Below are 22,190 nucleotides of genomic sequence, written 5' to 3' on the forward strand. Positions count from 1 at the left end.
CTAAAAAATAAATGAGGGGATGGCGACATGAAAATAGTTTTGATTACTGGTAGCTCACGCCAGGCAAGTAATTCAACCTACCTGGCGAAGACGATGTTAGCGGGATTACCATTTACGGAGCTTGAGATTAAAACATTTACGCTCCAGCCAATTGTTGATCACCGACACGACCGGGAGTGGCCCCGCGTGGCCGATGATTATCCGCGCCTAATTAAGCAGGTTTTAACGGCGCAGGTTATTGTATTTGCCACTCCAATTTATTGGTATGGCATGTCCGGTTTAATGAAGACCTTTATTGATCGCTGGTCAGAGTCACTTAAGCTGGTGCAAGGCTTTCGGGAAGGAATGAAAGGCAAGCAGGTTTATTTAGTTTTAGTTGGTGGTGACCGGCCCCGTAAAAAAGGTCAATTGATTGAGCAACAGTTTCGTTATATTTGTGAGTTTCTCCAAATGAACTTTAAAACAGTGCTTATTGGTGAAGCAAATCGGCCCTTAGAAATTAAAAATGATCAGGCGGCCTTGCAACTTGCGGCCCAACTTGGTCACCAACTTAAAAGGGATGGTGACCAGCATGCTTAATTTATTAAAAAACCATGAATTTAGAAACTTCTTTTTTGCCGACATTATTTCTAGTTTTGGCGTTGGCATGACTACGGTAGGAGCCAACTGGTATTTGCTGGCACAAACACATTCAAATAAATACGTGGGAATTTATTTAACACTTAACGTGTTAGCGGGATTTTTAATGGCGCCGCTGGCTGGAAGCATTACCGATCGTTTTTCTCGAAAAACCGTTATTTTTATAACCTTTTTGGTTCGCAGCGGGCTCATTGCTTTAATTGCCCTTTATTTTGCCATTACTGGTTTTTCACTGTGGTTAATGTATTTACTAGCACTGATCACAGGTGCCGGCTGGATTACTTACATGGCGGCCTCACGTAGTTACGTGCAAACAGTGCTCCCAAAAGGAATGCTCGGTTCGGCCAATTCATTTATTGAAATTTCTTTACAAGTTGGGATGTTTACGGCGGGCGCTGCCTCTGGTGTGATCTTACATTACACTGGTTTTACGGTTATTTTAGTGATCAATGCCTTAGTCTTTTTGGTAAGTAGTTTACTCATCGTTAAAATAAAAAAAGATCCGCCTTCTATGACCCAGGGGACGAACAGTGGGTTTAAGGGTGGTTTGAAATATGTTTTGCATAATCGCCTAGTTTTAATTGTCGGGTTGCTCTCAATTTTGCCTTTGATTGTCACCCAACTTTTTAATGTATCATCACCAGATTATGTTGCAACAATATTAAGGTCAAATAGTGTTGTTTATGGTTTTGCAGATATGTCTTACGGGATTGGTGGTTTAGTTTCTGGTCTATTAATGGCCAATATTTTAAAAAAATTCAGAAAAAAGATGATTACGATTACTTTATTTGGCCTAGTTGTATTAGCCTTAATTGCGCTGTTTCTTGGTCACCAAATTAGTCTCATGTACGCTGCTAGTTTTCTAATCGGCCTGGCCAACTCATCTTTACGAATTGTTCTAAATACAATTTTAATGACGCACATTGATGGTCAGTTCATGGGGCGGGCCACTTCGTTGTGGAATGGATTAGCGCAATTCATTGAGATCTTTGCGTCAACCTACATTGGTATTCTAAATGATTCTTACGGCGCAAATTATGGTTTTTTATGCATGGCGTTCATCATGGCAATTGGTATGATTTTGACGACTGCCATGTCTAAAAACAGTTGAGGTGTTTACGTATGAAAAAAAGAGTTTTATTAGTTGAACCAAGTTTTTACGGTGTTGAATTTGTGCGCTCGGCCAAAGAATTAGGTTGTGAAGTAATCTGTCTGGTTGAAGCTGCAACCGATCCTGAAAAATATGGTTATCAAGATTTATTTGATGATTTAATTATTACCGATGTGCGTTCTGTTACGGCAATTTTAACGTCAATTCAGGAAAGTCCTTATAGTCATTTTGCTGCTCTGATTCCTTGCACAGATTACGTTACCGCAGTAACTGCGGCAGTTGCTCAGTCTTTAGGTGTCTTTGGAACACCATTAGTAGCTGCTCAGGCCGCTCGTAACAAGGATCTTGCCCGACAGATCTACCAAGAAAAGGGCGTCAGTAGTGCGGCCTTTCAAAAAGTAACCACATTGAATAACGCCAAAGCCGCTGCAAACAGAATTGGTTACCCGTTGGTATTGAAACCAACTAATACGGCCAGTAGTATTGCAGTTTTTTATATCCGCACCGCAGCAGAATTAGCACGTCGTTTTCAGACAATAACGCGACTTAAAACGAGTTATTTAGGCTTTCAAGTACGGCATGAGTATTTGTTAGAAGAATTTCTCCAAGGACCTGAATTTAGCGTGGAACTTTTTTTGCAACAAGGTCAGATTGCTTTTGCCGAAGTAACCGAAAAAAAGACGACACAACCACCATTTTTTGTTGAGACAATGCATATTTTTCCAACTACTATTTTAAAAGAACAGCGAAGCAAAATTATTCAAACAGCCTTTGCTGCAGTTTCGGCATTAGGTTTCCAAGCTGGTCCTACGCACGTAGAAGTGAAAGTAACGGCTACTGGACCACGAATTGTTGAAGTGAATGGACGGCCAGGCGGTGATTCGATTACCTCGGACCTAGTTTATGATGCTTACGGAATTAATATTTTTACGGAGACAATCAAGTTGTATTTGGGTTTAGCGTTAACGTTGAAACCAAGCAAACGGCAGGCCGCCGCAACGGGTTTTATATTTGCAACTAAGGCCGGTATTTTTGAAAAAATTGAGAATCTGCCCTTACTTGAAAATAATGCACTTATTAAACGTTATGTTATTGAAACCAAAGTCGGTACAAAGGTTAAAATTCCGGAAAACTCTGATGATCGTTTGGGCTACTTTATTGTTAACGCAGACACAAGTATAGCGGCCAAACGATTGGCCAGTAACCTACAGGCGAAACTTAAGGTTGTGGTTCGATCGATCCGATAATGTAAAGCAATTACGGACGAAGTTTATTTTTGGATTAATACTGTACCTAACGGCGTTGCTAGTTAAACCTCAACGTCTTTAGTCAGGTTATAAATTGCGGACTCTAAAAAAATAGTATAGACTCATGTCATGAGTTAGGTAAACGAAAGGCTTCAAAGAGGTGAACGTTTGAAACACAATTCATTAACCCGACAAATTGTGCTTGATCAAGCTTTACAGATGGCAAGTAATCAGGGCTTTAGTCAGGTTACCTATAATGGTTTGGCCCGCGGATTAGATGTGCAACCCCAGTCGCTTTACCGGTATGTGGATAATATCGCGGACGTAAAGGCTGGTGTTGTGGCAGAATACGTTAAGCATTTAATTGCTAGTTTGCAAAAACAATTATTACCTTATTCGGGTAAAGAAGCCTTACGTCAATTTGCAATTTACTTTATTTCCTATAGCCAAATTAGTATTCCGTTTGCGGAAATGGTTAGCGGTCTAACTGAATACGGCCACACGCCACAAGTAGTGAAGCAACTTACAAACTTACGGAAATTATTGGTCACTATTATCAGTGATATTACCAACGATCCGGTCAATGTGAATAAAAACGAAGAATTATTTTTAAATTTTATAACCGGTAATTTGGCCTTAGTGACAATGGGATCGTTAGAAATTATTCATGATCAGAAAATATTTACGGAAAACGTCGATCGTATTTTAACTCTAATCAAATGATATGAGGAGGAATTAATATGAAAGCAGTCGTTTTAACAAAAACTGGGGACGCCAGTGTATTTGATTATAAAGAAGTTGCTACACCGGAGATCAAACCAGGCTGGTCGCTAATTAAAATTAAAGGATTCGGGATCAATCGTTCCGAAATCTTTACGCGTAATGGCTGGTCTCCGAGTGTTAAATTACCACGAATTTTAGGAATCGAAGGCGTTGGTGAGATTGCTGACACGTCTGACGAAAAACGTTTACCCAAAGGTCAAAAAGTAGTTACACTGATGGGTGGCATGGGCCGGGCGTTTGATGGCAGTTACGCAGAATACGCGTTAATTCCTAACGATAATATTTATCCTGTTACAACTGATTTGAGTTGGGCAGATTTAGCGGCCGTTCCTGAAACTTATTTTACGGCCTATGGTTCACTGTTAAATTTGAAATTACAAAAGAATGACACGTTGTTGGTTCGCGGTGCCACTAGTGGTGTCGGTGTGGCAGCGGTCAAATTGGCCAAAGCGATGGAGCCAAGCGTTAAAGTTTACGGGACAACACGTAATCTTGCCAAAAGTGATGAATTGAAGGCGGCCGGTTTTGACGGTGTCTTTGAAGACAAGGATAACCAATTACAAGTTGACAACGAACGCTTCGACAAGGTCTTAGAGTTAGTTGGCGCATTGACCTTGGCGAATTCTTTGACTGCATTGAAAACGGCCGGTATTATTTGTCTGACTGGTGAGCTGGGCGGTATTTGGACGGTAAAGGACTTCGACCCGATGGCAATTCCTACAGGTGCTTATCTGACAAACTTTGGTTCCGACAGTGTCACCGAAACCAAGTTTAATGAACTTTTGAAATTAATTGCGACACATCGGCTAGATGTTTCGCCAACAAAAAACGTTTGATTTAGCCCACACTGGTGCCGCAACGGCCTTTTTAGACAGTCAAGATAGTTTTGGTAAGGTTGTTGTTTTACCGTAATTAATAAATGATCACTCTATGAAGTTGGAGCATATTTTGGAGTGATTCAAGTGTAAGCTAGCTTGGTCGGAAAAGTATTAGTGAAGTAATCTTTAAACTCGATTTAGATCGTTGTATTTATAAATAGTATTTCAAAAAGGCCAGACTACCTCTTTTTTGCGGTAGTCTGGCCTTTTAAGTTATCCATTATTATTCTGGATGGGCAAATAATGATGAAAGTTAATGCAAGTTAAGTTTCAATACGCGGGCATTACCGTTGGTGGTACCATTAACGCCGCCAGTTTTAACGCTAAGGTGGCCACGGGGAACTTTTGCAAAAGCCTGCTGAATGGAAACACCAGAAGCAAGGATAATACGAAAAGTTTTGCCGGTGACACTTTGTCCTGGTGCTAACTTTAAATTAGCGGTGGTATCGTTAATGCCAATTTTGGCAGATTTTCTAATATTTTTTGTTTTGTTTCCAGTTGTCACGCGGTAACGATCTTGCGGATTGCCAGCTAGGCCCGTAAATGTGATCGTGTGATTAGTGGTGTTTTTGATGTCAGTATTGACTAGCAAGGCGACAAAATAATGGTGGTTGACCATCTTTGTTTTAGGTCGATCAAAAACTGCATGATGCCCATCAGCAAAAACGGCGGGGTATTTCAATAAATTTCGTTGGGGTTCCGGACCGCTAGCATAAACAGTGGTGTAAAGGTTACTGAACTGCAAACCAGTGCGAGAATAATTAGCAATGGGTGTGGTATTTTTTAGAAAAGTTAAAATGACGCCATTGCTGCCATTTAAATAGTCACCCTTTTTCGTTGTGCTGGTCAGATTGCTAATTTTTTGTTTTTGGTAAGTTTGGTTAGTGGAATTAGTAGGTGCTGTGGCCGTAGACGGACTGACGATAAAGAAGATTAGACCGATGACCAACACGGTGGTGAGCATTAAAAATTTTTGACGCACGTTAATGGCTTCCTTTATTGATTATAATTGTTCTTATTATAAGCTAGGCTATATTTGGAAAACACCTTTATTAGTGTTTTCCTGATCAATTTAATGTAAACGTGCTTGAAAAGGGCCGATTCTTGTCATATTTCAACTTAGCGCTCTTTGTCTTGCTAGTTCTTGCACTTAGTTGAGGGAGCACAGTTATTGCGCTTTATGACTGTGCCCCATAACTTTTGCCACAAGAATAGACAACATTCGTAGCATCAGGATTAGTGGCGATCCAGGCCAATAATAATCTTAATTACAGAGTAGAATTTAACCACTTTTCTAAGTACACACTAGCTTGGTTGGTGCGCCATTATTTTTGTCACTAATTTGTGTTACGTCATTAGTTGGTTTGAATGCCGAAATTACTTAGCCAATCTTGAACTTGGCTCTGAATTTTGTTCAAAATATTAGAGCTATTCGTATCGTCATTAGTGGTACTTGATTCGGTGGGATTCGATTCAGCATCACTGCTGCTTGCCGAGTCCGTGGTAGCAGGCTCGCTAATACTGCTTGAATCTGCCGTCGAGGATGAACTACCCGCAACTTTATCTTTAATACTGGAGAAGGCACTGCTCAATTTACCAGAACTGGAATCAGTAGCCGAATTAGAATCATTCGTATTACTTGAACTAGTGCTGGTGGTGTTTAGGCTGTTTTCATTTTGCGCCGCAATTTTAGCTTTAATTTGCTTATATTCTGTTGAATTTTTTCGAACAAATGTAACCGTGGAAGCACCGCCTAATCCGGTAATCGAACCGTTGTTGGCAGTGAAGGTCACTTGATCATTGTCGGCAGTAAGGGTGTAGTTGGCCGTATCAGTATCAAATGTGGCCAGCTCATTAGAACTATTATCTTTAAATTCGCCGGTAGTTGCATTATTTTGCTCATTGTTTGGGGTATAGGTGTATTTACTACTTTTGATTGTTAAACTGCTGAGTTTGTCAATATTATCCGTTGTCGAATACGTCGTCCCACTAGCATTATTGATCTCAACCCAAGAACCAGATAAAGATGAGCGTGAGCCAGTCCAAACAAAGACACCAACTAAGACCGCAATAATGAGGATTAAAGAAATCCATAATTTTCGGTGATGACGACGCTTTTTTCTCTTTTTATCCTTACTAAGCTTTCGTTCCGTTTGTTTATTTTGTTGTTCATTTTTCTGGTGACGTAATTCCGTCCGACTCATAGTAGAATCATTATTCGCCATTTTTACAACTCCAATCAGTCCGGCTTATTTATAACTTCAGAATACTTTTTCAAGTCTGTTGATGTCAGTTTACAACACTATCAAGAAGAAGGTGTGAAGACGAACTGAAGGATAACTAAAGTTTTGCTTAAGTTGATCTTTTGTGAATTGAAGTAGGTGTGAAATGGTCGGCTAAGACTGTCTGGCATGATAGTTATTACGAGGACGTAAACAGCGGCATCAGAGATTTTACTAGCGGCTGCACTTGTTATTATTTTAATAATGTAAGTTATTTACCAAACGTGACCTAGATATTATCGAATTAGTTAAAGTTAACTGAATCCGGGTAGGTTTTTGGTGGGTCTATAAGTGACTGATAAGTAAATAAACGAAGGGGGTCGCTTTTTGAGCAAATAAATTGTGCAAAATATAGTTTTGCGATAGACTTATTTATGTACTCAAGTAATTAGCTTTAAGACAGTGACTTGTTTAGTAGTGACCAGAATTATTTACGTCAATTGATTTTACGCTAAACGGCTCCAATTAAATTATAGGATGGTGAATTAAAATGAAAATTAATATCAAACAAGCGGCTGCAACTTATTTGGCCACCAAGATTCCGGTTGGGAAAAACGTCTTTTTGGCCTTAGACGATGGTTCAAACAAGTTTTCCAAACTGGGCGGTTCTTGCTCGATTGGTAATAAATTTCAATTAGTTGTCGCTGACCAGGCCGATGCCGAATATAACATTGAGGTAGATAATAATCTGGGTCTGACGTTAACCACGGCGCAACCAGAAACCACTTTTTTGGGGAATGGTTTGGCCTTAGATTACAATAATGCAATGCTTAAACTAACTGATGACAGCGGAATTCTGGATGGTGCCGTCACGGTTGCACCAGCCACTGTACCAACGCAAGATCAGAAAGCTTTAAAGGCCGAAATGACTGAACTCGGTGGTAAGATCTGCTGATCAATAATTAAAAAAACGCTGCCGAAATTTCGGTAGCGTTTTTACGTGGCGGCATTTATCCGTTTATCAATGGAAGAAAATCTGGATTAAGAAATTATTTTGAAAAAATTAAGCCGTTAATTTAATGGACATTTTACTTAGTAAATTATCCTTAGTAGTGTTATAGTAACAGCCAGAACTTGATAAATTCGAATAAAACTTGGAGGTTGATGTTTATGCAAATTGGAATTATTGGCGCGACTGGTAATGCCGGCAGTGCAATTTTTAAAATGGCTGAAAAAAAAGGGCATACGGTGACCGCAATTGTGCGTAATAAAGCTAAGGCACAAAAAATGTTTGGGACCGACGCTAAAATTTTAGAAAAGGATGCGCTGGCGCTGACGTATAGCGACTTACATAATTTTGACTACGTCGTTGATGCGTTTGCGTCACCGAAATCCTACCAACACTTAGATTTAGCGACGCAGTTAATTACTGAATTTCGAGAAGATACGCATACAACATTACTTTTTATTCTTGGATCTAGCTCGTTGCGCGATGAAAACGGCAATTTATTACTAGATGCGGTTTTGAAACGTGCTGCGGGCCAACCTTGGATTGGAACCCCAATTCAGCAAACACATGAATATAATTATTTAAAATGGGTTGACAACGTTAAATGGACGGCCGTTTCACCGCAGATCGAATTTGTGGTGGGACCAGCAACCAGTTACCGTATCGGAACGGATAATGCAATGACTGATAGTAACGGTAAACAAACTGTGACAACGGGTAATTTTGCTTCGGCCGTAGTTGCTGAAATGGAGAAACCAACACACTTACGGCAACGATTCACGGTTGTAAATAATTAAAATTTTAAATGATCAAATAGTGTAATGGCGTTTTCTGAAACGCTGTTACACTATTTTTATAATTGATCTTATTTATGAGACATATTTAGTAATACGTATCATAATTCTCTTTAATTTTTACTTTAGTGTCTCTATAATAATAAATGATTATAGAATTGGTTTTACACAAAACAGTCCGCAAAAACTTGTGAGATTTTTTGTATAGGGCACAAAATAATATGCGTTTTAGAGGGTGACCTATTTTCAGTGTGCGAGTTTCGTGCCAGAAGAGTGCCAGTAAACAGTTCAAACCTATTTTGGTAACTGTTATGGAGAGCGGATCAAATATGACGATAATTTTGCCATACTAGTTGCGCGTAAATTATAAATTTTATGCAAAACATAAAACAACCATTAAAAATTTTGGGAGGTAGTATTTATGTCATTAAATCCACAACAAATTAAAAATACGATCAATGAATTACACGAAAACTTTGTCCGTAGTGGTTTGACCAAGGAGCAGGTGGCCAGTGACTTGAATATCAGTATGACTAAGCTCGATCATTTATTTAGTTTAACGCAGCAATCCATGGATGATCCATGGATTCTTCGCAATTATCTAAATGATAAAGTGGCGGATAATGGGCAGGAACCAGTGCCTTATTCGGCATTAGTTGGTGACTGGCACCAATATTGGTTCTTGAATACTCGGGCCATCGATAAGGGTGAAATTACGGCCGGCGACCTGTAAGCGAAAAATTACCTTTATCTTATAAAGGTAATTGATTGACCATTTGGAAGGCCGATTTATTTAATAATTTTGTCAAAAAATTAGCGTTAAATAATTGGGTTAAGTCAATAAGGACCAGTAAATTATGAGTTTTGGAGAAGTCTCCACATAGTTTACTGGTTTTTGAGTGGTTAAAAATCAAAAGATGATTAGGCCTGAATTATGGTTACTTTTAACAATAAATAGATTTTGAACGGACCTAAACAAGGATTCGGAATGCTGTTTTAATTAAGTTGATCGTTTTTGCCGATGCTCATAATCCGCAACTTACCGTAATTTATCCAAAAATGATAGACTTGACATATAAGCTAAAAATTTGCGAATATATTAATTTAATACTAGTCATAAACGTAACTTCGTGAATACTGTCGTCAGACTAAACCGCTCAACTGGGGGGAATAAATAGTATGTTAAAAGAAGATCTATTAGATAAATCAGAACAGGTCCTGACGCGGCTGATTGAAAAACTTTATCTTGCGGAAAATGCGTTACCCAAACAGCAATTAGTGCAGGAATTACAGATTTCACTAAGCACATTAAATCGTTATGGTCGACACCTTCAGGAAGACTTACAGGCCTACGAACCAACACGTACCGCTAGTTTGATGAATACTGGAACAACGTTACAATTTAATACAAAAGGGCAATTATCGGTGGAACAATTTATTACGGAAACATACGTTCAAAAGTCAATAAATTACCGGTTATTGGTGCTAATTTACCAGCAGCCGGGTATTAGTATGTTTAATTTGGCTAATGGGCTTAATATCAGTGAGGCCTCCTTGTACCGCCGATTAAAACAAATAAGACCTATTCTTGCGGAGTTTAAGCTAACGGTTCAAAATGGCCAATTGATTGGTAGCGAGTTACAGGTAAGGTATTTCTACTATTGTCTGTTCGGGCTATCAAGTTATCCAGTGGCCTCTACGCCAGCCGTTCATGATTTTATTCACTGTTTGCAAGAGGAGTTAGGCTTTACTTTCTCCAAATCAGCTCGCCGGCACGTTAATCGCTGGTTACAAATATCTAATCGGCGTGCTCGGCAGTCAGTGGATATGGATTCAACAATTCCGACGCACATTCGCGAGCTATACCAAAATAATGTTTTGTACGGGAAGGTACAGCATTGTTTTCAGCAATTTTTTAAAGTTACCCGGCCGTTTGAGGTTGAATCGTTATGTACGATGTTAATCAGTTTGGCGGTTTTTAACAGTAAAAATCAGGTTGTTTCCCGTTTTTCACTTATTAATCGGAAAAATCAAACGCGGCTAAACCAAATTGTGCGTCATATTGAGGCTGAATTTTTTGCCGCATTAAAAATTACGTCTGATGAATGGTCCTTTGAACTTTCAAAATTTTTATTTGATATCTGTGCCCGGCCCTATTGTTTTACCGGTACTATTTCTAATTTTGATCAACAATATGCGCAATATTATGAAACAACGATATTTTCGGCCAATGTGAGTCAATTAGTCAACGTAATTCATGACCGCCTACTGAAGAGTAGCCGACCGCAATTACGAAATTTAGTGCAAAATAATTGGTTGTATTTTGACCAGAGCTTTCACTTGGTTTTACGTGAGTTTCAGTATCAGCAACGGCGCGAAATTTTTGTTGGTTTAGATACCAACCTTAATGCGCACTTAGAACGGATCTTGCGTGAGGAGTTAGAGCAGCAATTTCGCACTGATTTAAATGTAATCGTCATGTTGTATCAACCGGGATACGCCTACGATTTAGTGGTGACTAATACAGCAACGAGTGCTTATGATGACGCGGATCGTACTTATTGGATTGCTAATTTGGGAAACCAAAGTGACATTAAGAATATTCACGATTTAATTCACCAAAACTACTATGATGGCTTGGCACTAGAACGGCATTCCTAAATTCAGAACTATTCATGAAAGTGGTCAGATTCTGGCCCTAGTTTGGGACAACTTAATCTGCATAAAATCCACTAATTCTGAGTGAGGACACAGTTGTACTTAATTAAAAGTGGCTACCAAAAATATGAGTTGATTGTTAGATTAGAAAGTGCTTAGATTTGGCTGCGCAAGTACGCTAAGTTATTACTGAAGGCCACAAATAGGCTTCAGTAACACTCTGAATTATTTTTTAGCATATTTACACTAAATAAATTATTAAAAGTAGCTAAATGAATTCAAAAATAATTCAAAATGGACCTTATAAACGGCTAATTATCATGATTGGTTATTTATAAGGCTCTTTTTGTGTTCATATTGATTAATTTATGCTTTCTAAATATGAATAAATTGTGAAGTAAGTATGATGATTGGGACTAGAAATGCCGTAATGATAAGCATAACCGACTTATAACTATCAAAAAAAAACAGATTTGGTCGATTAAATGAAAGCGCATAAGTTGCTTTTGCTGCTAGAATTTGGGTTGTAATAGAGGAAGTTATTAAACCTATTTTTCAAAGTTGGGAGGTGATTGGCTTTTGAAGAAAATAGTTGAAGTTATGTTGCTAATCCTAGGTGGCTTTCTTTTAATCGTTTGCCCAACCGACAGTTTAGCAAGCCAACCAGAGCTGATTCTGAAACAGCCGCAGCAGGCCTTAGTTGTCGGTGAAACGGCAGATTTTAAGTTAGATGTAACTGGTGCGACGGAGAAGGATCAGGTCAAAATTACATTACCAGAGGGGGTGCAATTCGATCTAGCTAGGGTGGTTGATGAAAAAACTGATTATGAAGTTAATCAGGCAAAACCGCAACAGATTACCTTAACACTAACTAAGATAGGCGCAACACAAACTATTAATTTACCGGTAAAACTTCAGACGGCAGGCGATTACCAAATGACCGCACAATTTGCAAATGGTCAGGCGGCCAGTAATCCATTAGCGTTTACCGTTGCTGCACCTGCAAATACTGAAAGTAGCAGTTCACTTCCAAGTGTTAGCGAGGTAGCAAGTAGCAGTTCAATTACCAGTGAAGCAGCCAGTAGCAGTTCGGATAGTTCCACAGTCATTAGTGGTTCAGTAGCGAACAATGAAGGAAAAAGCAGTGAGGCAGCAAGCGATGAGGCAGCAAGCGATGAGGCAACTAATAGTAGTGCGGCCGCGAACAATAGTTCAAGTAGTAGTGCGATAACAACTAAAAGTCCAGCAAAACAAACGGTTAAAGAAAGTGATAGTGGAAAGTCGGCCAGAGCATCATTTACAGTCAAGGTTGACCAACAAGTCTTATCTGGTGGTCTAAGTGATATTTATTATTACGAAAATAGCACGGGTGTGACGTTAACCGGGAACATTACGGACTCGATTAAGGAGACACTGATTATGTCCTATATTCCTAAAAAGATTTCTGGTTCCGGACCCAATCCCCCTGGGAACGCTGTGTCCCAGCCATTAGGTACTATTGGAACGACTGGAAATAACGTAAAAACACCGTTTTCAATTACAATTCCTGCCGCAAAACTGGCGCCCTTCGCCAGCGGGCTAGGTAGTATTTATGGCTTGCGATTCGATGTAAGTACTGGTAAGGGGGATACCATTAGTAATAATTTCCGGCTCATTTATGTAAAGGGAACACTTAATCTTGTGGCGCCTAGCCAAATTGATTTCGGAACCATGTCGGCAGATTTTGCAACTAAGCCAACCATTATGGGAAAAATTACTGATTCAACACAAAAATTGGCAGTCGAAGATACGCGAACGATCCCAACTGGTGTTCAATTGACCGGCTGGGAAGTTACCGCTTCGTTAGTTAAGCAAATGACCAGTACAACTTCTAGTAGCACCTTGACGAATAGCCTGCACTATTTAGCTGGTGGCACCGATTATACCTTGAGTAGTGCCGCTTCACCCGTGTATAACTTAGCAGCTTCTACACCAGGAAAAACAACTTCCATTTCGGGCGGTTGGAATGGCACAACTGGACTGGCCTTTGAACCGCAGCCAGGGCAGCCTAAAACTGGTGAAAAATATAGTGGGACTGTCAATTGGAACTTACAGGAAACGCCAGCTAATAAATAGTTAAGGAGGATAGGCAAATGCTTTCAAGAAAATTACTGTTAGGATTAGTTCTCAGCAGTGCCTTTTTAGTGGCAACGCCGATTCGGGCCGAAACTAATACTGACGCTTCGATTGGTTTTCAGGCAGGACAGACTGACGTTAAACCCGGAGGTGAGTCACCAACGAATCGGCCAGATAATGGTGGTCAGATAACCGCAACTGATACTGCAACTAACAGTCGGAAAAAGCAGAACGCAGTACCAACCAAAGGTGCGCATACACAGGTGGCCTTAATGTTACCCCAAACTAGTGGTCAATCCACATGGTTTTTAAGCCTGATTGGCATTACTTTAATCTCTTTAGTGGCAATAACCAGTCGTATTTATCAGTTAAAACAAACCAAACAATAAAGGAGCTCGAATATTATGAAAAAACTATCTTTACTCACTTTGGCCGCAGCTGGTGGCCTATTAATCAGTGGTGGTATCTCAGGAACAGCTTTGGCAGCAAGTACAAGTACGGCGAATACAGACGCAACTGCTAGTTTTACGGATAACACAGATCCAACTAATCCAGTTGATCCAGAAGATCCAGATATCGACAATCCTGGTGGTGGCGGTGAAACAGAAAACCCTGGACCATTAAGTCTCGATTACGCGTCAAATCTAGATTTTGGTACTAATGCCGTACCAAAAACTAATACCACTTATATAGCTAAAGATGATCACAACAAGGATGGCAGCACAACTTTCGCTAACTACGCACAGGTAACTGACCAACGTTCTGGTGCCGTTAAAGGCTGGTCATTGACCGTTTCTGAGGATGCTCAGTTTAAGGCAGCAAAAAGTGGGACTGAATTAACTGGTGCTGAACTGAGCTTAGGCAAAGGGACTACAAAAACAACTTCGGATAATACTGCTGGCGGTACAGTAACTTCTAGTGAAGCTAAATTAAGCACAGATGGTGCAACAACCCAAGTAATGAATGCAACTACTGGAAATGGTTTTGGTACATGGGTTGATAGTTTTGGCCAAAAAGGTGGTTCAACGGTTAAACTTATGGTTCCGGCGGCGGCCCATCCAGAAGCAGACGCGTATAATACAACGTTAACTTGGAATTTAGAAGATACTCCTGCTAATGCGTAAAAATTAATTGTTATTACTAGCAAGTGACTAAATGGCCATTCAGGTTTAGCCTAAATCCACCAATAATTTACAAAATGGATCGTTTGGGGGATCAGTAACTAAACAGGCCTTTTAGTCACGTCCACGCTAAATTCGTTGAAAAATAATTTCGAGACACGCTAATCAGTAAAAATTAAATTGTCATTGAGGAAGAAGTGATTGACTTTGTTACGGAAAAAAAATTGGCTAATTGGATTGTTCCTGTTAATTGGATTGTTCGTTGTAGTTCAACCAGCGGCAGCCAACGAGTTAACTTTTGGTGTTCAGGCAAATTTGCCTGATAATCAAGTTGATCGAACCGTTAATTACTTTGATCTTAAGCTTGATCCTGGGCAAAAACAACAAATAAGCGTAACTGTGAATAACAGCACGGCCAAAGAAGTAAAAATAAGACCAACTGTTAGTCAAGCGACAACGAACTTAAACGGGGTAGTTGAGTATAATAAGGGAATTGCTAAGTCTGATAAAACTTTGAAGTATAAAATTGCTGACTACGTTCAACCTACTGAGAAGACATTGACCTTAGCGCCACATGAAACTAAGCAGCTTAAATTGAATGTGACGATGCCTAATCGCGCCTTTAGGGGAGTTATCGCCGGTGGTCTGAGACTACAAGATCAAAATCAACTTGATGCTCAAAAAAAGCAGAAAAAAGGGACTACCGTACAAAATCAATACGCCTACCTCCTTGGCATTGTGCTACAACAATCGACTAAGAAGATTACACCGCAACTCAAACTAGGTAAAGTTACCGCTACACAAACTAATTATCGTAACGTGATTACATCGGAGTTACGCAACGTTTCGGCAATGTACATTAATAAGTTCTCCGTTAACGCAAAAGTTTTACAAAACGGCAAGAAAATCCATCAACAGAAGAGTACGAATTTACAATTAGCACCGAATTCTGTTTTTAGCTATCCATTACGGTTGAACGGTGAGCGTTTGAAGGCGGGAACTTATCAAATGGATATTATAGCTAAATCTAAGGGCCACACCTGGCACTTCAAGAAGCAGTTTACGATTAGTGGTAAAACGGCCACTAAGTTGAATAAGAGAGACGTTTCAATTAAGCCTGACCACACATTGCTGTACACGCTAATTGGATTTGGTATCTTACTAATACTTGGTGGACTCATCTGGTTCATCATGCACCGTAAGAGCCGTAAGATGCGCGAAGAAAATCAACGCTTAAAAGATGAACTGGCACAGAAAAAGTAGTCAGTAAGCGTTGAAAAGAGTATTTATTCTGAACTGGTACATTTCCATTTCAGGTGTGGATTCTTTCAATAAACGAACACCTTGTTTCTTAATAGTAATTGGGCTACTATCTTATAGTAATAGAAAGTTATTTGTAAAACATACAAATAACTTTTTTTATGTTTTCTAATTTTTTACGTGGCCTAACTAACAGTAATAGCTAGAACAAGTAACCTATTTGGCAGTGTTGGTGAGCAGATCGATTACGGTTTTACCTGTTTGGTATAAGGAGTTGTTTGAAAAAGCGGATTCCTGGGGATTGCTATGGTTCAACTTCGAGCTCTTTGCCTTGCTAGTTCTTGCGGTGACCGAGGCGAACTTAGTTGCGAGCAGTTATGGACTTTATAACTGTGTTCCTTGTTTTTGCCACAAGAATAGGCAACATTCGAAGCATCATGAGTTATTTGCGTTCTTTGCAAATAACTAACTGTCATTGCGAAGTAGTAGTTGAATGGACATTAGATGGCATAGCAAAATTATTAGCGATTTGGGCCAATAATCCTCAATTGTGAAGTAGAATCTAACCATTTTTCCCAACACCGACCATTTACAAGAATTAGAAAATATCTCTAGGTGGCTTTTAAGCCCGATTAATAATTAGGAGGTTTTTAGATGAATGATTATGCGGAAATTAGTCAGTTAGTTGCTCGAGAACGGCAGTACCGAGTGCGACACGTTAAGGAATTGGCTGATTGTTATTATCCTGACGCAACGATTCAGACAAGTTGGCAAAGTGGCAGTGTAGCTTCATTTATCAATGGCCAGCCAACTGAGGTTAGCGATCAAACCATGATTGTTGGTCGTATGAGTATACCGACGATTCACCAAAATGGTCAGCGCGCTTACGTAGAATTTCCTACGACTACGTACATGTGGTTAACGGTGAACGGTGCTGAAGCCGAACTAGAATCCTTTCGTCGGTTAATTTACCACGTTGAAAAGCGTAATGGTGTTTGGAAAATTGCCACAATGATTTCAATTAACGAAAGTGATAATTTACACCCGGCAATTCCAGGCACTGATTTAAAAGTTGATCCTAAGGACCTAGTGGGTCTCCGTCGTTCTTACCGTTATTTAGCTTACACGCGAAAAAACGCTGGTGGCGAAATTAGTCCTGATTTGTTAGGGATTGACCGCCCCGCTGATATTAAGAAACTTTACGCACAGGCAGAAAATTGGATTAACGAATAGTGTGTTTGGCTCAGATTTCGGGCTAATATTTAGAATTTGGGTATTGTTTGAATGACAGTCAAAATTGATTAGTAAAAGATTGCTCAAATTAGTTAATAAATGATAATTAACCAGTGGAGGAAATTTAAATGCAAACTAGTTCATGTTTGAAAAAGTAAGTTCCTGTGCTTAGTTACGATCGCCAAATCATCTGTTTCACAGATAATTCGTCAATCTAGACTAATGCTCGGAACCTGAGCACTTTTTCAAACACTCCATAGTTTATTAGTTATTGATATGCAAAATGGCCTAAATGGTGCCTATCAGTATACTGAATTAATCGAAAAGATTAATCAACGAATTAAGGCCTACCACCAAACAAATTTACCCGTTATTTACGTTCAGCACACGGACGCCGAATTACCTTATGGTAGTGAGGCCTGGCAGTTAGACGCCAAAATCACACGCTCGCCGACGGATAGGGTGTTTTTGAAATACCATTCGGATTCATTCTTTGAAACTGGCCTAAAAAGCTATTTACGACACCGCAACCTGCAATCAATTGAGGTTTGTGGTTTGCAAACTGAATATTGCGTTGATACTGCATTGCGAGTTGGCCATCACCTTGGTTTTAAAATGAGTATTTTGGCTGGATTAAGTTCCACGTTTGATAATGAATTGTTACCTGCAATTAAAATCCGCGCCCACCACGAAAGTATCTGGCAAGGGAGCTTTGCTGAAGTTTTATCGAATAAAAGCTAATTTTTAATTGTGGCCTTGGTGCTAGTAGTAATTTAGGCAAGTTTCCTGCTTCCATCAATTAAAATCTACTTGATTGTTTAAAAGTTTGAATTAGCTAGTTGACATTTATAAGTAAAGCTCTTATACTCAATAAAAATTAGATTTTAATTAAAAAAGATGTTGATGGAAAGAGTAAGCTTTGTGAATTGATTATTAGCGACTGTCGTTGGTGAAAGGGCAGATCAAAGACAAAACTGAACATGAGTCCAGAGTCTTGTTGGTGGTGCAAGCCACTAGCACGTTAGGGTACGTTATAACTCCAAGCATGTTTGTGCTTTTAAGGTGACCAGTTGTAAAGCTGGTTACAAATCTGGGTGGTACCACGAAATGATCGTCCCTGCATTAATTTGCAGGGGCGTTTTTTAGTTAGTTGTTAAATTTTCATGAGAGGGATTGGTTAATAATGAGTAAAAAGCATCTAGGTGTCGCAGCGGCACTTGATTTTGGAAAAACGACAGCGAAACATCAAGTCACCGCAATTTTAAATTTAGGTTGTCCAGATAGTCGACAATGGTACCTGGCCAATCAGCAAGTGCTGCTTCAAACGGTTCAGGCTGGTCAGATTCAACTTGAAATTAAATTTTGGAATAAACCAGTAGCCGATTTGGCCAATGGTAATGAGGCCAATAAGTTTGTGGATTATACCGAACCTCAAGCGGCCTTGAAGTTCATTGCGGCAGTTTATGCGCAGCAGGCGGATTTAAACGCCGCAATTGATGTTAATAAATTTGTGACCACTAAATTCAAGGTCGACCGAGTTGTTACCCAAGAAGTACTGACCCAGATTGATCAGGCAATTACTGCTGAAGGCATTACCAGTCTACCAACGATTATTTTCGATGGTGCTCATTTTTCAGGGGATCGATTAGTACCAATCACGCAATTACTTGCATAAAAGGAGGGCCTCATATGAGCCGCTTACGAATCAATCCAGTTAATAAATGGTTAATTTTATGGCGGGGAAGTTCCCGTAGTGACACGGCCATGTGTTGTCTGTTGTAAATAATTTGAAACAACAGACAATACGAAAGTAGGTTTGAACGATGCAGACCATTAAAAAAATTACGTTACCGTATCAATTATTAATTGCTTTAGTTTTAGGTATTATTTTAGGGAAATTCATCCCCGCAGCCGATAATTTCTATAATTTATTGGGGACACTATTCATCAATGCGATTACCATGGTGATTTTACCGCTAATTTTTCCCACGGTGGTGGTAGCGGTAGTGCAGATTTTTACGCAAAAATCTTTTGGTAAACTTCTGTTGAAAACTTTTGTTTACTTTTTCGTTGTCACCACAGTGATTATTTTAGTGTATTTAGCAGCTGGTTATTATTTCAAATTTGGCACCAGTCTTCAAAGTGGTGCCGGTACACAGACGTTAAAAGGAATCGCCACGAAGGTCAATTTATGGACCTTTATCGCTAATATTGTTCCAGCAAATCTGTTTGCGGCCTTTTCAGATAATAATCTGTTATCCGTCATCTTTTTCGCCATTGTTTTAGGGCTTGGCTTAGGTGCTTATGGACCAAAAAATGCGGCGCCGTTACTGAAGTTATTCGATATTTGGATCAAGGCAATTTATAAAATTACTGATTTTGTCATCAAACTATCACCAATTGGAATTTTTGGAATCATTGCTCATGATATTAATACAGTTGGCGGTGGGAAACTGTATTCCCTGGTTAACTTTATTGGTGGCCTGTATATCGGTTATCTAGCCTTGGCCTTAATTGTTTTTCCACTGATCGCCTTATTTTTCAAAGTTCCTTATTTTCAAACTTTCCGTAGTATTCAGGATTTATTTTCCTTGGCCTTTTTCTCCGGTAGTTCCAGCGTCGTATTACCAAAATTATTGGAACGTTTAAAGCAAACCGGCACATCTGCCACCGTTACTGACTTTGTTGTACCACTAGGTTACACCTTCAATTTAGAGGGTGCGGCGGTCTATTTAGCCATTGCCGTGGCCTTTATTGCCAATAGTTATGGGGTGACCATGTCTTTGACCTCACTGTTGACGATTACGCTGTTGTTGACTTTTATCAGCAAAACCATTGCGACTGTTCCGTCTGGGGCCGTAGTCGTATTACTGGCCACGGCCTCACAGCTAGGGTTACCTAAGGAAGGCGTGGCGTTGATCTTTGCCGTTGATTTCTTTGCTAACGCGGGTCGGACAGCCTTAAACGTCTTAGGCAATGCCTTGGCGGCTAAAGCACTGGATGCGCAATCTAAAACAGTAAAAATTCCACAGTCAATTGTTAAAGTTGCGAAAAATTAGTATTTGGTAGCGGCCCTTAGTTAGGCCGACTTAATTTAATTATATTGGAGGAATTAATATGACTGCAAAACAACCAAAAGTTTACGTTTTACACGAAAATTTGGAATGGACCCAACATTTAGTTACCTGGTTAGAACGAAACGCTATTCCGTACGAATTATGGGATCTCGCTACTGGTGTTTTGGATTTAACCAGTACGCCACGGGAAGGAATTTTTTATAATCGAATTTCAGCGTCAGCTCATACCCGTAATCATCGCTTTACGCCGGAGTTTGGGCAACAAGTGATTAAGTGGCTGGAAGACAATCACCGCATTGTTCTTAACGGTTCCAATGCCATTGATTTGGAGATTAGCAAGGTCAGACAGTATTTGGCCCTGCAGCAAAGTAATATCAAAACACCAAAAACAATTGCCGTTCTCGGTAAAGAAAAACTAGTGGCGGCCGCCCAGCAATTGAATATTTTTCCGCTGATCACTAAACATAATCGGGCCGGTAAAGGTGCTGGTGTGCACCGTTTTGATTCAATCGCTGAATTAGAACGCTACGTTAACAGCACCGATTTTGAGGAACCAGTTGATGGAATCACGTTACTGCAACAATACATTAAACCAATTGATGGTCGCATTCGCCGCTCAGAATTCATTGGTCGTAAGTTTCTTTACACAGTAGCAATTGATTCTAGTCAAGGGTTTGAGCTTTGCCCAGCGGATGAGTGCCAACTTCCTAACGTTTCTGAATCCAAGTTTAAAATTATTGCACCACTAGCAGCGCAGCAGCAAAGTGCCTATGAACAATTCTTAACGGCCAACCGGCTAGATGTGGCTGCGGTGGAGTGGGTAGAAGACGCCAATCACCAAAAATATGTGTACGACGTAAACACTAATACAAATTATAATGATCAAGCCGAAAGCAAGGCCCAAATCTTTGCTCACGAGCATTTAGCGTTGTACTTACAACAAGTGTTGGAACAACAGTACGCGGTAGTAGCGAAGTAGCCGTAAACACACGAAAAGACACTTTTGCTCTCTATCTTTGGAAGGTAAGGTGTCTTTTTGTGGCTAATTTTTACTAAAATTAGACTTAGGACGTGAATTTTATGGAAAAAAAGCAATTATTTTGGGATAACATTGACTTGATAGCTTTCGTCTCAGTTTGTAACTATGGTAACATGGTTGCTAATTTTACGTTAGCGCTATCATTTACCAAGTGATTTAGGTATACTAATAACAATAAAATAATTCACTAGGGGTGCTTAGTTGCTGAGATGACCGTGGTCAAACCCTTTAAACCTGCTCTAGTTAGGACTAGCGAAGGGAAGTGTACTGGTTATATTTTGTTGTGCCAATGGACAACGTTAACGAGACTCCTAGTGATTTTATGGATGGGAGTCTTTTTTATGCGGCAAACACGGAATCAAAAATTAGTTTTGACAGCGTTGCTAACGGCCATTGCGGTAGTTGGGGGTAATTTATTTGAATTTCCAATTGGACCAGCACGAGTTGCGCCAACACAGCATTTGATTAATTTAATTAGTGGTGTGCTCGTAGGTCCGTACTACGCGGTTGCCCAGGCCTTTTTAACGTCACTATTACGCAACATGCTAGGCACTGGAACCTTGCTGGCCTTCCCTGGTAGTATGATTGGCGCCCTCTGCGTTGGGTACTGTTATCGTTGGTTTAAGAATTTGTTGGCGGCGGCCTTAGGTGAATTAATTGGAACTGGTATTCTGGGTGCACTAGTCGCCTACCCGTTAGCAGCACTTTTTCTAGGCACGACTGGTGCTTTGTGGGTATTCATACCTAGCTTTTTCCTCAGTGCACTTGTTGGTGTAATAGTTGGCTACATTATACTGCGGGCACTTTGGCCAGTACTAAAGGCAAGATTTGCTCGTTAGATTATTTTTCAATTGCGCGTTTATTTAAGAAGTGTTCTGGGTCATTTTTAAACATAATACTGAGAATAATGTTTTCTACGATAATTAAGAGGCAACCTTAATTCTAGGTTTTCGGAAATTAAGGTTGCCTTTTTAGGTACTCTCACTGGAAATTAACAAATGAAT

20 protein-coding genes, 1 pseudogene and 1 riboswitch are annotated in these 22,190 nt (G+C 39.8%); of the genes and pseudogenes, 19 read left to right on the forward strand and 2 right to left on the reverse strand.

The genetic code is table 11. From position 1 onward, the window contains the following. The first annotated feature begins 27 nt into the window (after nt 1-27). The 5 genes and pseudogenes from EKM61_RS00835 to EKM61_RS00855 all read left to right on the forward strand — a co-directional run bounded on the left by EKM61_RS00835 (nt 28) and on the right by EKM61_RS00855 (nt 4,692). Nucleotides 28-579, forward strand: a complete 552-nt coding sequence (locus tag EKM61_RS00835; protein ID WP_068224385.1) for a flavodoxin family protein — start codon at nt 28-30, stop codon at nt 577-579. Then, complete coding sequence (locus EKM61_RS00840; RefSeq protein WP_075168884.1) at nt 572-1,750, forward strand: MFS transporter; 1,179 nt, start codon at nt 572-574, stop codon at nt 1,748-1,750. The genes EKM61_RS00835 and EKM61_RS00840 overlap by 8 nt, the downstream gene beginning before the upstream one ends. Nucleotides 1,751-1,761: 11 nt before the next feature. Further along, on the forward strand, nt 1,762-2,997 hold the full coding sequence (locus EKM61_RS00845; protein WP_068224383.1) for an ATP-grasp domain-containing protein: 1,236 nt from the start codon (nt 1,762-1,764) through the stop codon (nt 2,995-2,997). Between the two features lie 168 nt (nt 2,998-3,165). Next, entirely contained in the window at nt 3,166-3,720 is a 555-nt protein-coding gene (locus EKM61_RS00850; protein WP_068376938.1) for a TetR/AcrR family transcriptional regulator, read from the forward strand. A 17-nt stretch (nt 3,721-3,737) separates the two neighbouring features. Beyond that, a pseudogene (locus EKM61_RS00855) lies at nt 3,738-4,692 on the forward strand (alcohol dehydrogenase catalytic domain-containing protein). Nucleotides 4,693-4,911: 219 nt separating this feature from the next. Here EKM61_RS00855 and EKM61_RS00860 read toward each other — a convergent pair. Together EKM61_RS00860 and EKM61_RS00865 are read right to left on the reverse strand one after the other, a co-directional pair. Then, nucleotides 4,912-5,640, reverse strand: a complete 729-nt coding sequence (locus tag EKM61_RS00860) for a hypothetical protein (protein WP_068224366.1) — start codon at nt 5,638-5,640, stop codon at nt 4,912-4,914. Between the two features lie 373 nt (nt 5,641-6,013). Further along, a complete protein-coding gene (locus tag EKM61_RS00865) occupies nt 6,014-6,883 on the reverse strand; it encodes a hypothetical protein (protein WP_068224363.1) in 870 nt (289 codons plus the stop codon). Between the two features lie 547 nt (nt 6,884-7,430). Between EKM61_RS00865 and EKM61_RS00870 the strand changes: the two genes are divergently transcribed. From EKM61_RS00870 to thiW, 14 genes are all read left to right on the forward strand, one after another. After that, nucleotides 7,431-7,835, forward strand: coding sequence for an iron-sulfur cluster biosynthesis family protein (locus tag EKM61_RS00870; RefSeq protein WP_068224360.1), 405 nt, complete (start codon nt 7,431-7,433; stop codon nt 7,833-7,835). A gap of 215 nt (nt 7,836-8,050) precedes the next feature. After that, nucleotides 8,051-8,686, forward strand: a complete 636-nt coding sequence (locus EKM61_RS00875) for an NAD(P)-dependent oxidoreductase (RefSeq protein ID WP_068280680.1) — start codon at nt 8,051-8,053, stop codon at nt 8,684-8,686. Between the two features lie 418 nt (nt 8,687-9,104). Then, nucleotides 9,105-9,416, forward strand: a complete 312-nt coding sequence (locus EKM61_RS00880; protein WP_068224357.1) for a DUF2316 family protein — start codon at nt 9,105-9,107, stop codon at nt 9,414-9,416. 446 nt (nt 9,417-9,862) lie between these two features. After that, nucleotides 9,863-11,344, forward strand: a complete 1,482-nt coding sequence (locus tag EKM61_RS00885) for a helix-turn-helix domain-containing protein (RefSeq protein ID WP_068224354.1) — start codon at nt 9,863-9,865, stop codon at nt 11,342-11,344. Between the two features lie 576 nt (nt 11,345-11,920). Further along, nucleotides 11,921-13,456 carry a hypothetical protein gene (locus EKM61_RS00890; RefSeq protein WP_068224352.1) on the forward strand — a complete coding sequence of 512 codons (1,536 nt, stop codon included), beginning with the start codon at nt 11,921-11,923 and terminating at the stop codon, nt 13,454-13,456. A 17-nt stretch (nt 13,457-13,473) separates the two neighbouring features. Then, a complete protein-coding gene (locus tag EKM61_RS00895; RefSeq protein WP_068224350.1) occupies nt 13,474-13,845 on the forward strand; it encodes an LPXTG cell wall anchor domain-containing protein in 372 nt (123 codons plus the stop codon). Between the two features lie 15 nt (nt 13,846-13,860). Beyond that, nucleotides 13,861-14,580, forward strand: coding sequence for a WxL domain-containing protein (locus EKM61_RS00900; protein WP_068224348.1), 720 nt, complete (start codon nt 13,861-13,863; stop codon nt 14,578-14,580). Nucleotides 14,581-14,784: 204 nt separating this feature from the next. Continuing rightward, nucleotides 14,785-15,840, forward strand: a complete 1,056-nt coding sequence (locus EKM61_RS00905) for a DUF916 and DUF3324 domain-containing protein (RefSeq protein WP_068226219.1) — start codon at nt 14,785-14,787, stop codon at nt 15,838-15,840. A gap of 651 nt (nt 15,841-16,491) precedes the next feature. Further along, on the forward strand, nt 16,492-17,070 hold the full coding sequence (locus EKM61_RS00910) for a nuclear transport factor 2 family protein (protein WP_068224347.1): 579 nt from the start codon (nt 16,492-16,494) through the stop codon (nt 17,068-17,070). Between the two features lie 270 nt (nt 17,071-17,340). Beyond that, nucleotides 17,341-17,811 (forward strand): isochorismatase family protein, encoded by a 471-nt coding sequence (locus EKM61_RS00915; protein WP_263850754.1) that lies wholly within the window; start codon nt 17,341-17,343, stop codon nt 17,809-17,811. Nucleotides 17,812-18,253: 442 nt separating this feature from the next. Then, nucleotides 18,254-18,745 (forward strand): thioredoxin domain-containing protein, encoded by a 492-nt coding sequence (locus EKM61_RS00920; RefSeq protein WP_068224342.1) that lies wholly within the window; start codon nt 18,254-18,256, stop codon nt 18,743-18,745. Nucleotides 18,746-18,893: 148 nt separating this feature from the next. After that, entirely contained in the window at nt 18,894-20,129 is a 1,236-nt protein-coding gene (locus tag EKM61_RS00925; RefSeq protein WP_068224340.1) for a dicarboxylate/amino acid:cation symporter, read from the forward strand. 58 nt (nt 20,130-20,187) lie between these two features. After that, on the forward strand, nt 20,188-21,126 hold the full coding sequence (locus tag EKM61_RS00930) for an ATP-grasp domain-containing protein (RefSeq protein WP_068376941.1): 939 nt from the start codon (nt 20,188-20,190) through the stop codon (nt 21,124-21,126). A gap of 239 nt (nt 21,127-21,365) precedes the next feature. Then, a riboswitch (TPP riboswitch) is annotated at nt 21,366-21,464 on the forward strand. A gap of 63 nt (nt 21,465-21,527) precedes the next feature. After that, nucleotides 21,528-22,025, forward strand: coding sequence for an energy coupling factor transporter S component ThiW (gene thiW, locus EKM61_RS00935; protein ID WP_068224335.1), 498 nt, complete (start codon nt 21,528-21,530; stop codon nt 22,023-22,025). Nucleotides 22,026-22,190: the final 165 nt, after the last annotated feature.

It is taken from the genome of Loigolactobacillus backii (assembly GCF_003946275.1).
Taxonomy (GTDB): domain Bacteria; phylum Bacillota; class Bacilli; order Lactobacillales; family Lactobacillaceae; genus Loigolactobacillus; species Loigolactobacillus backii.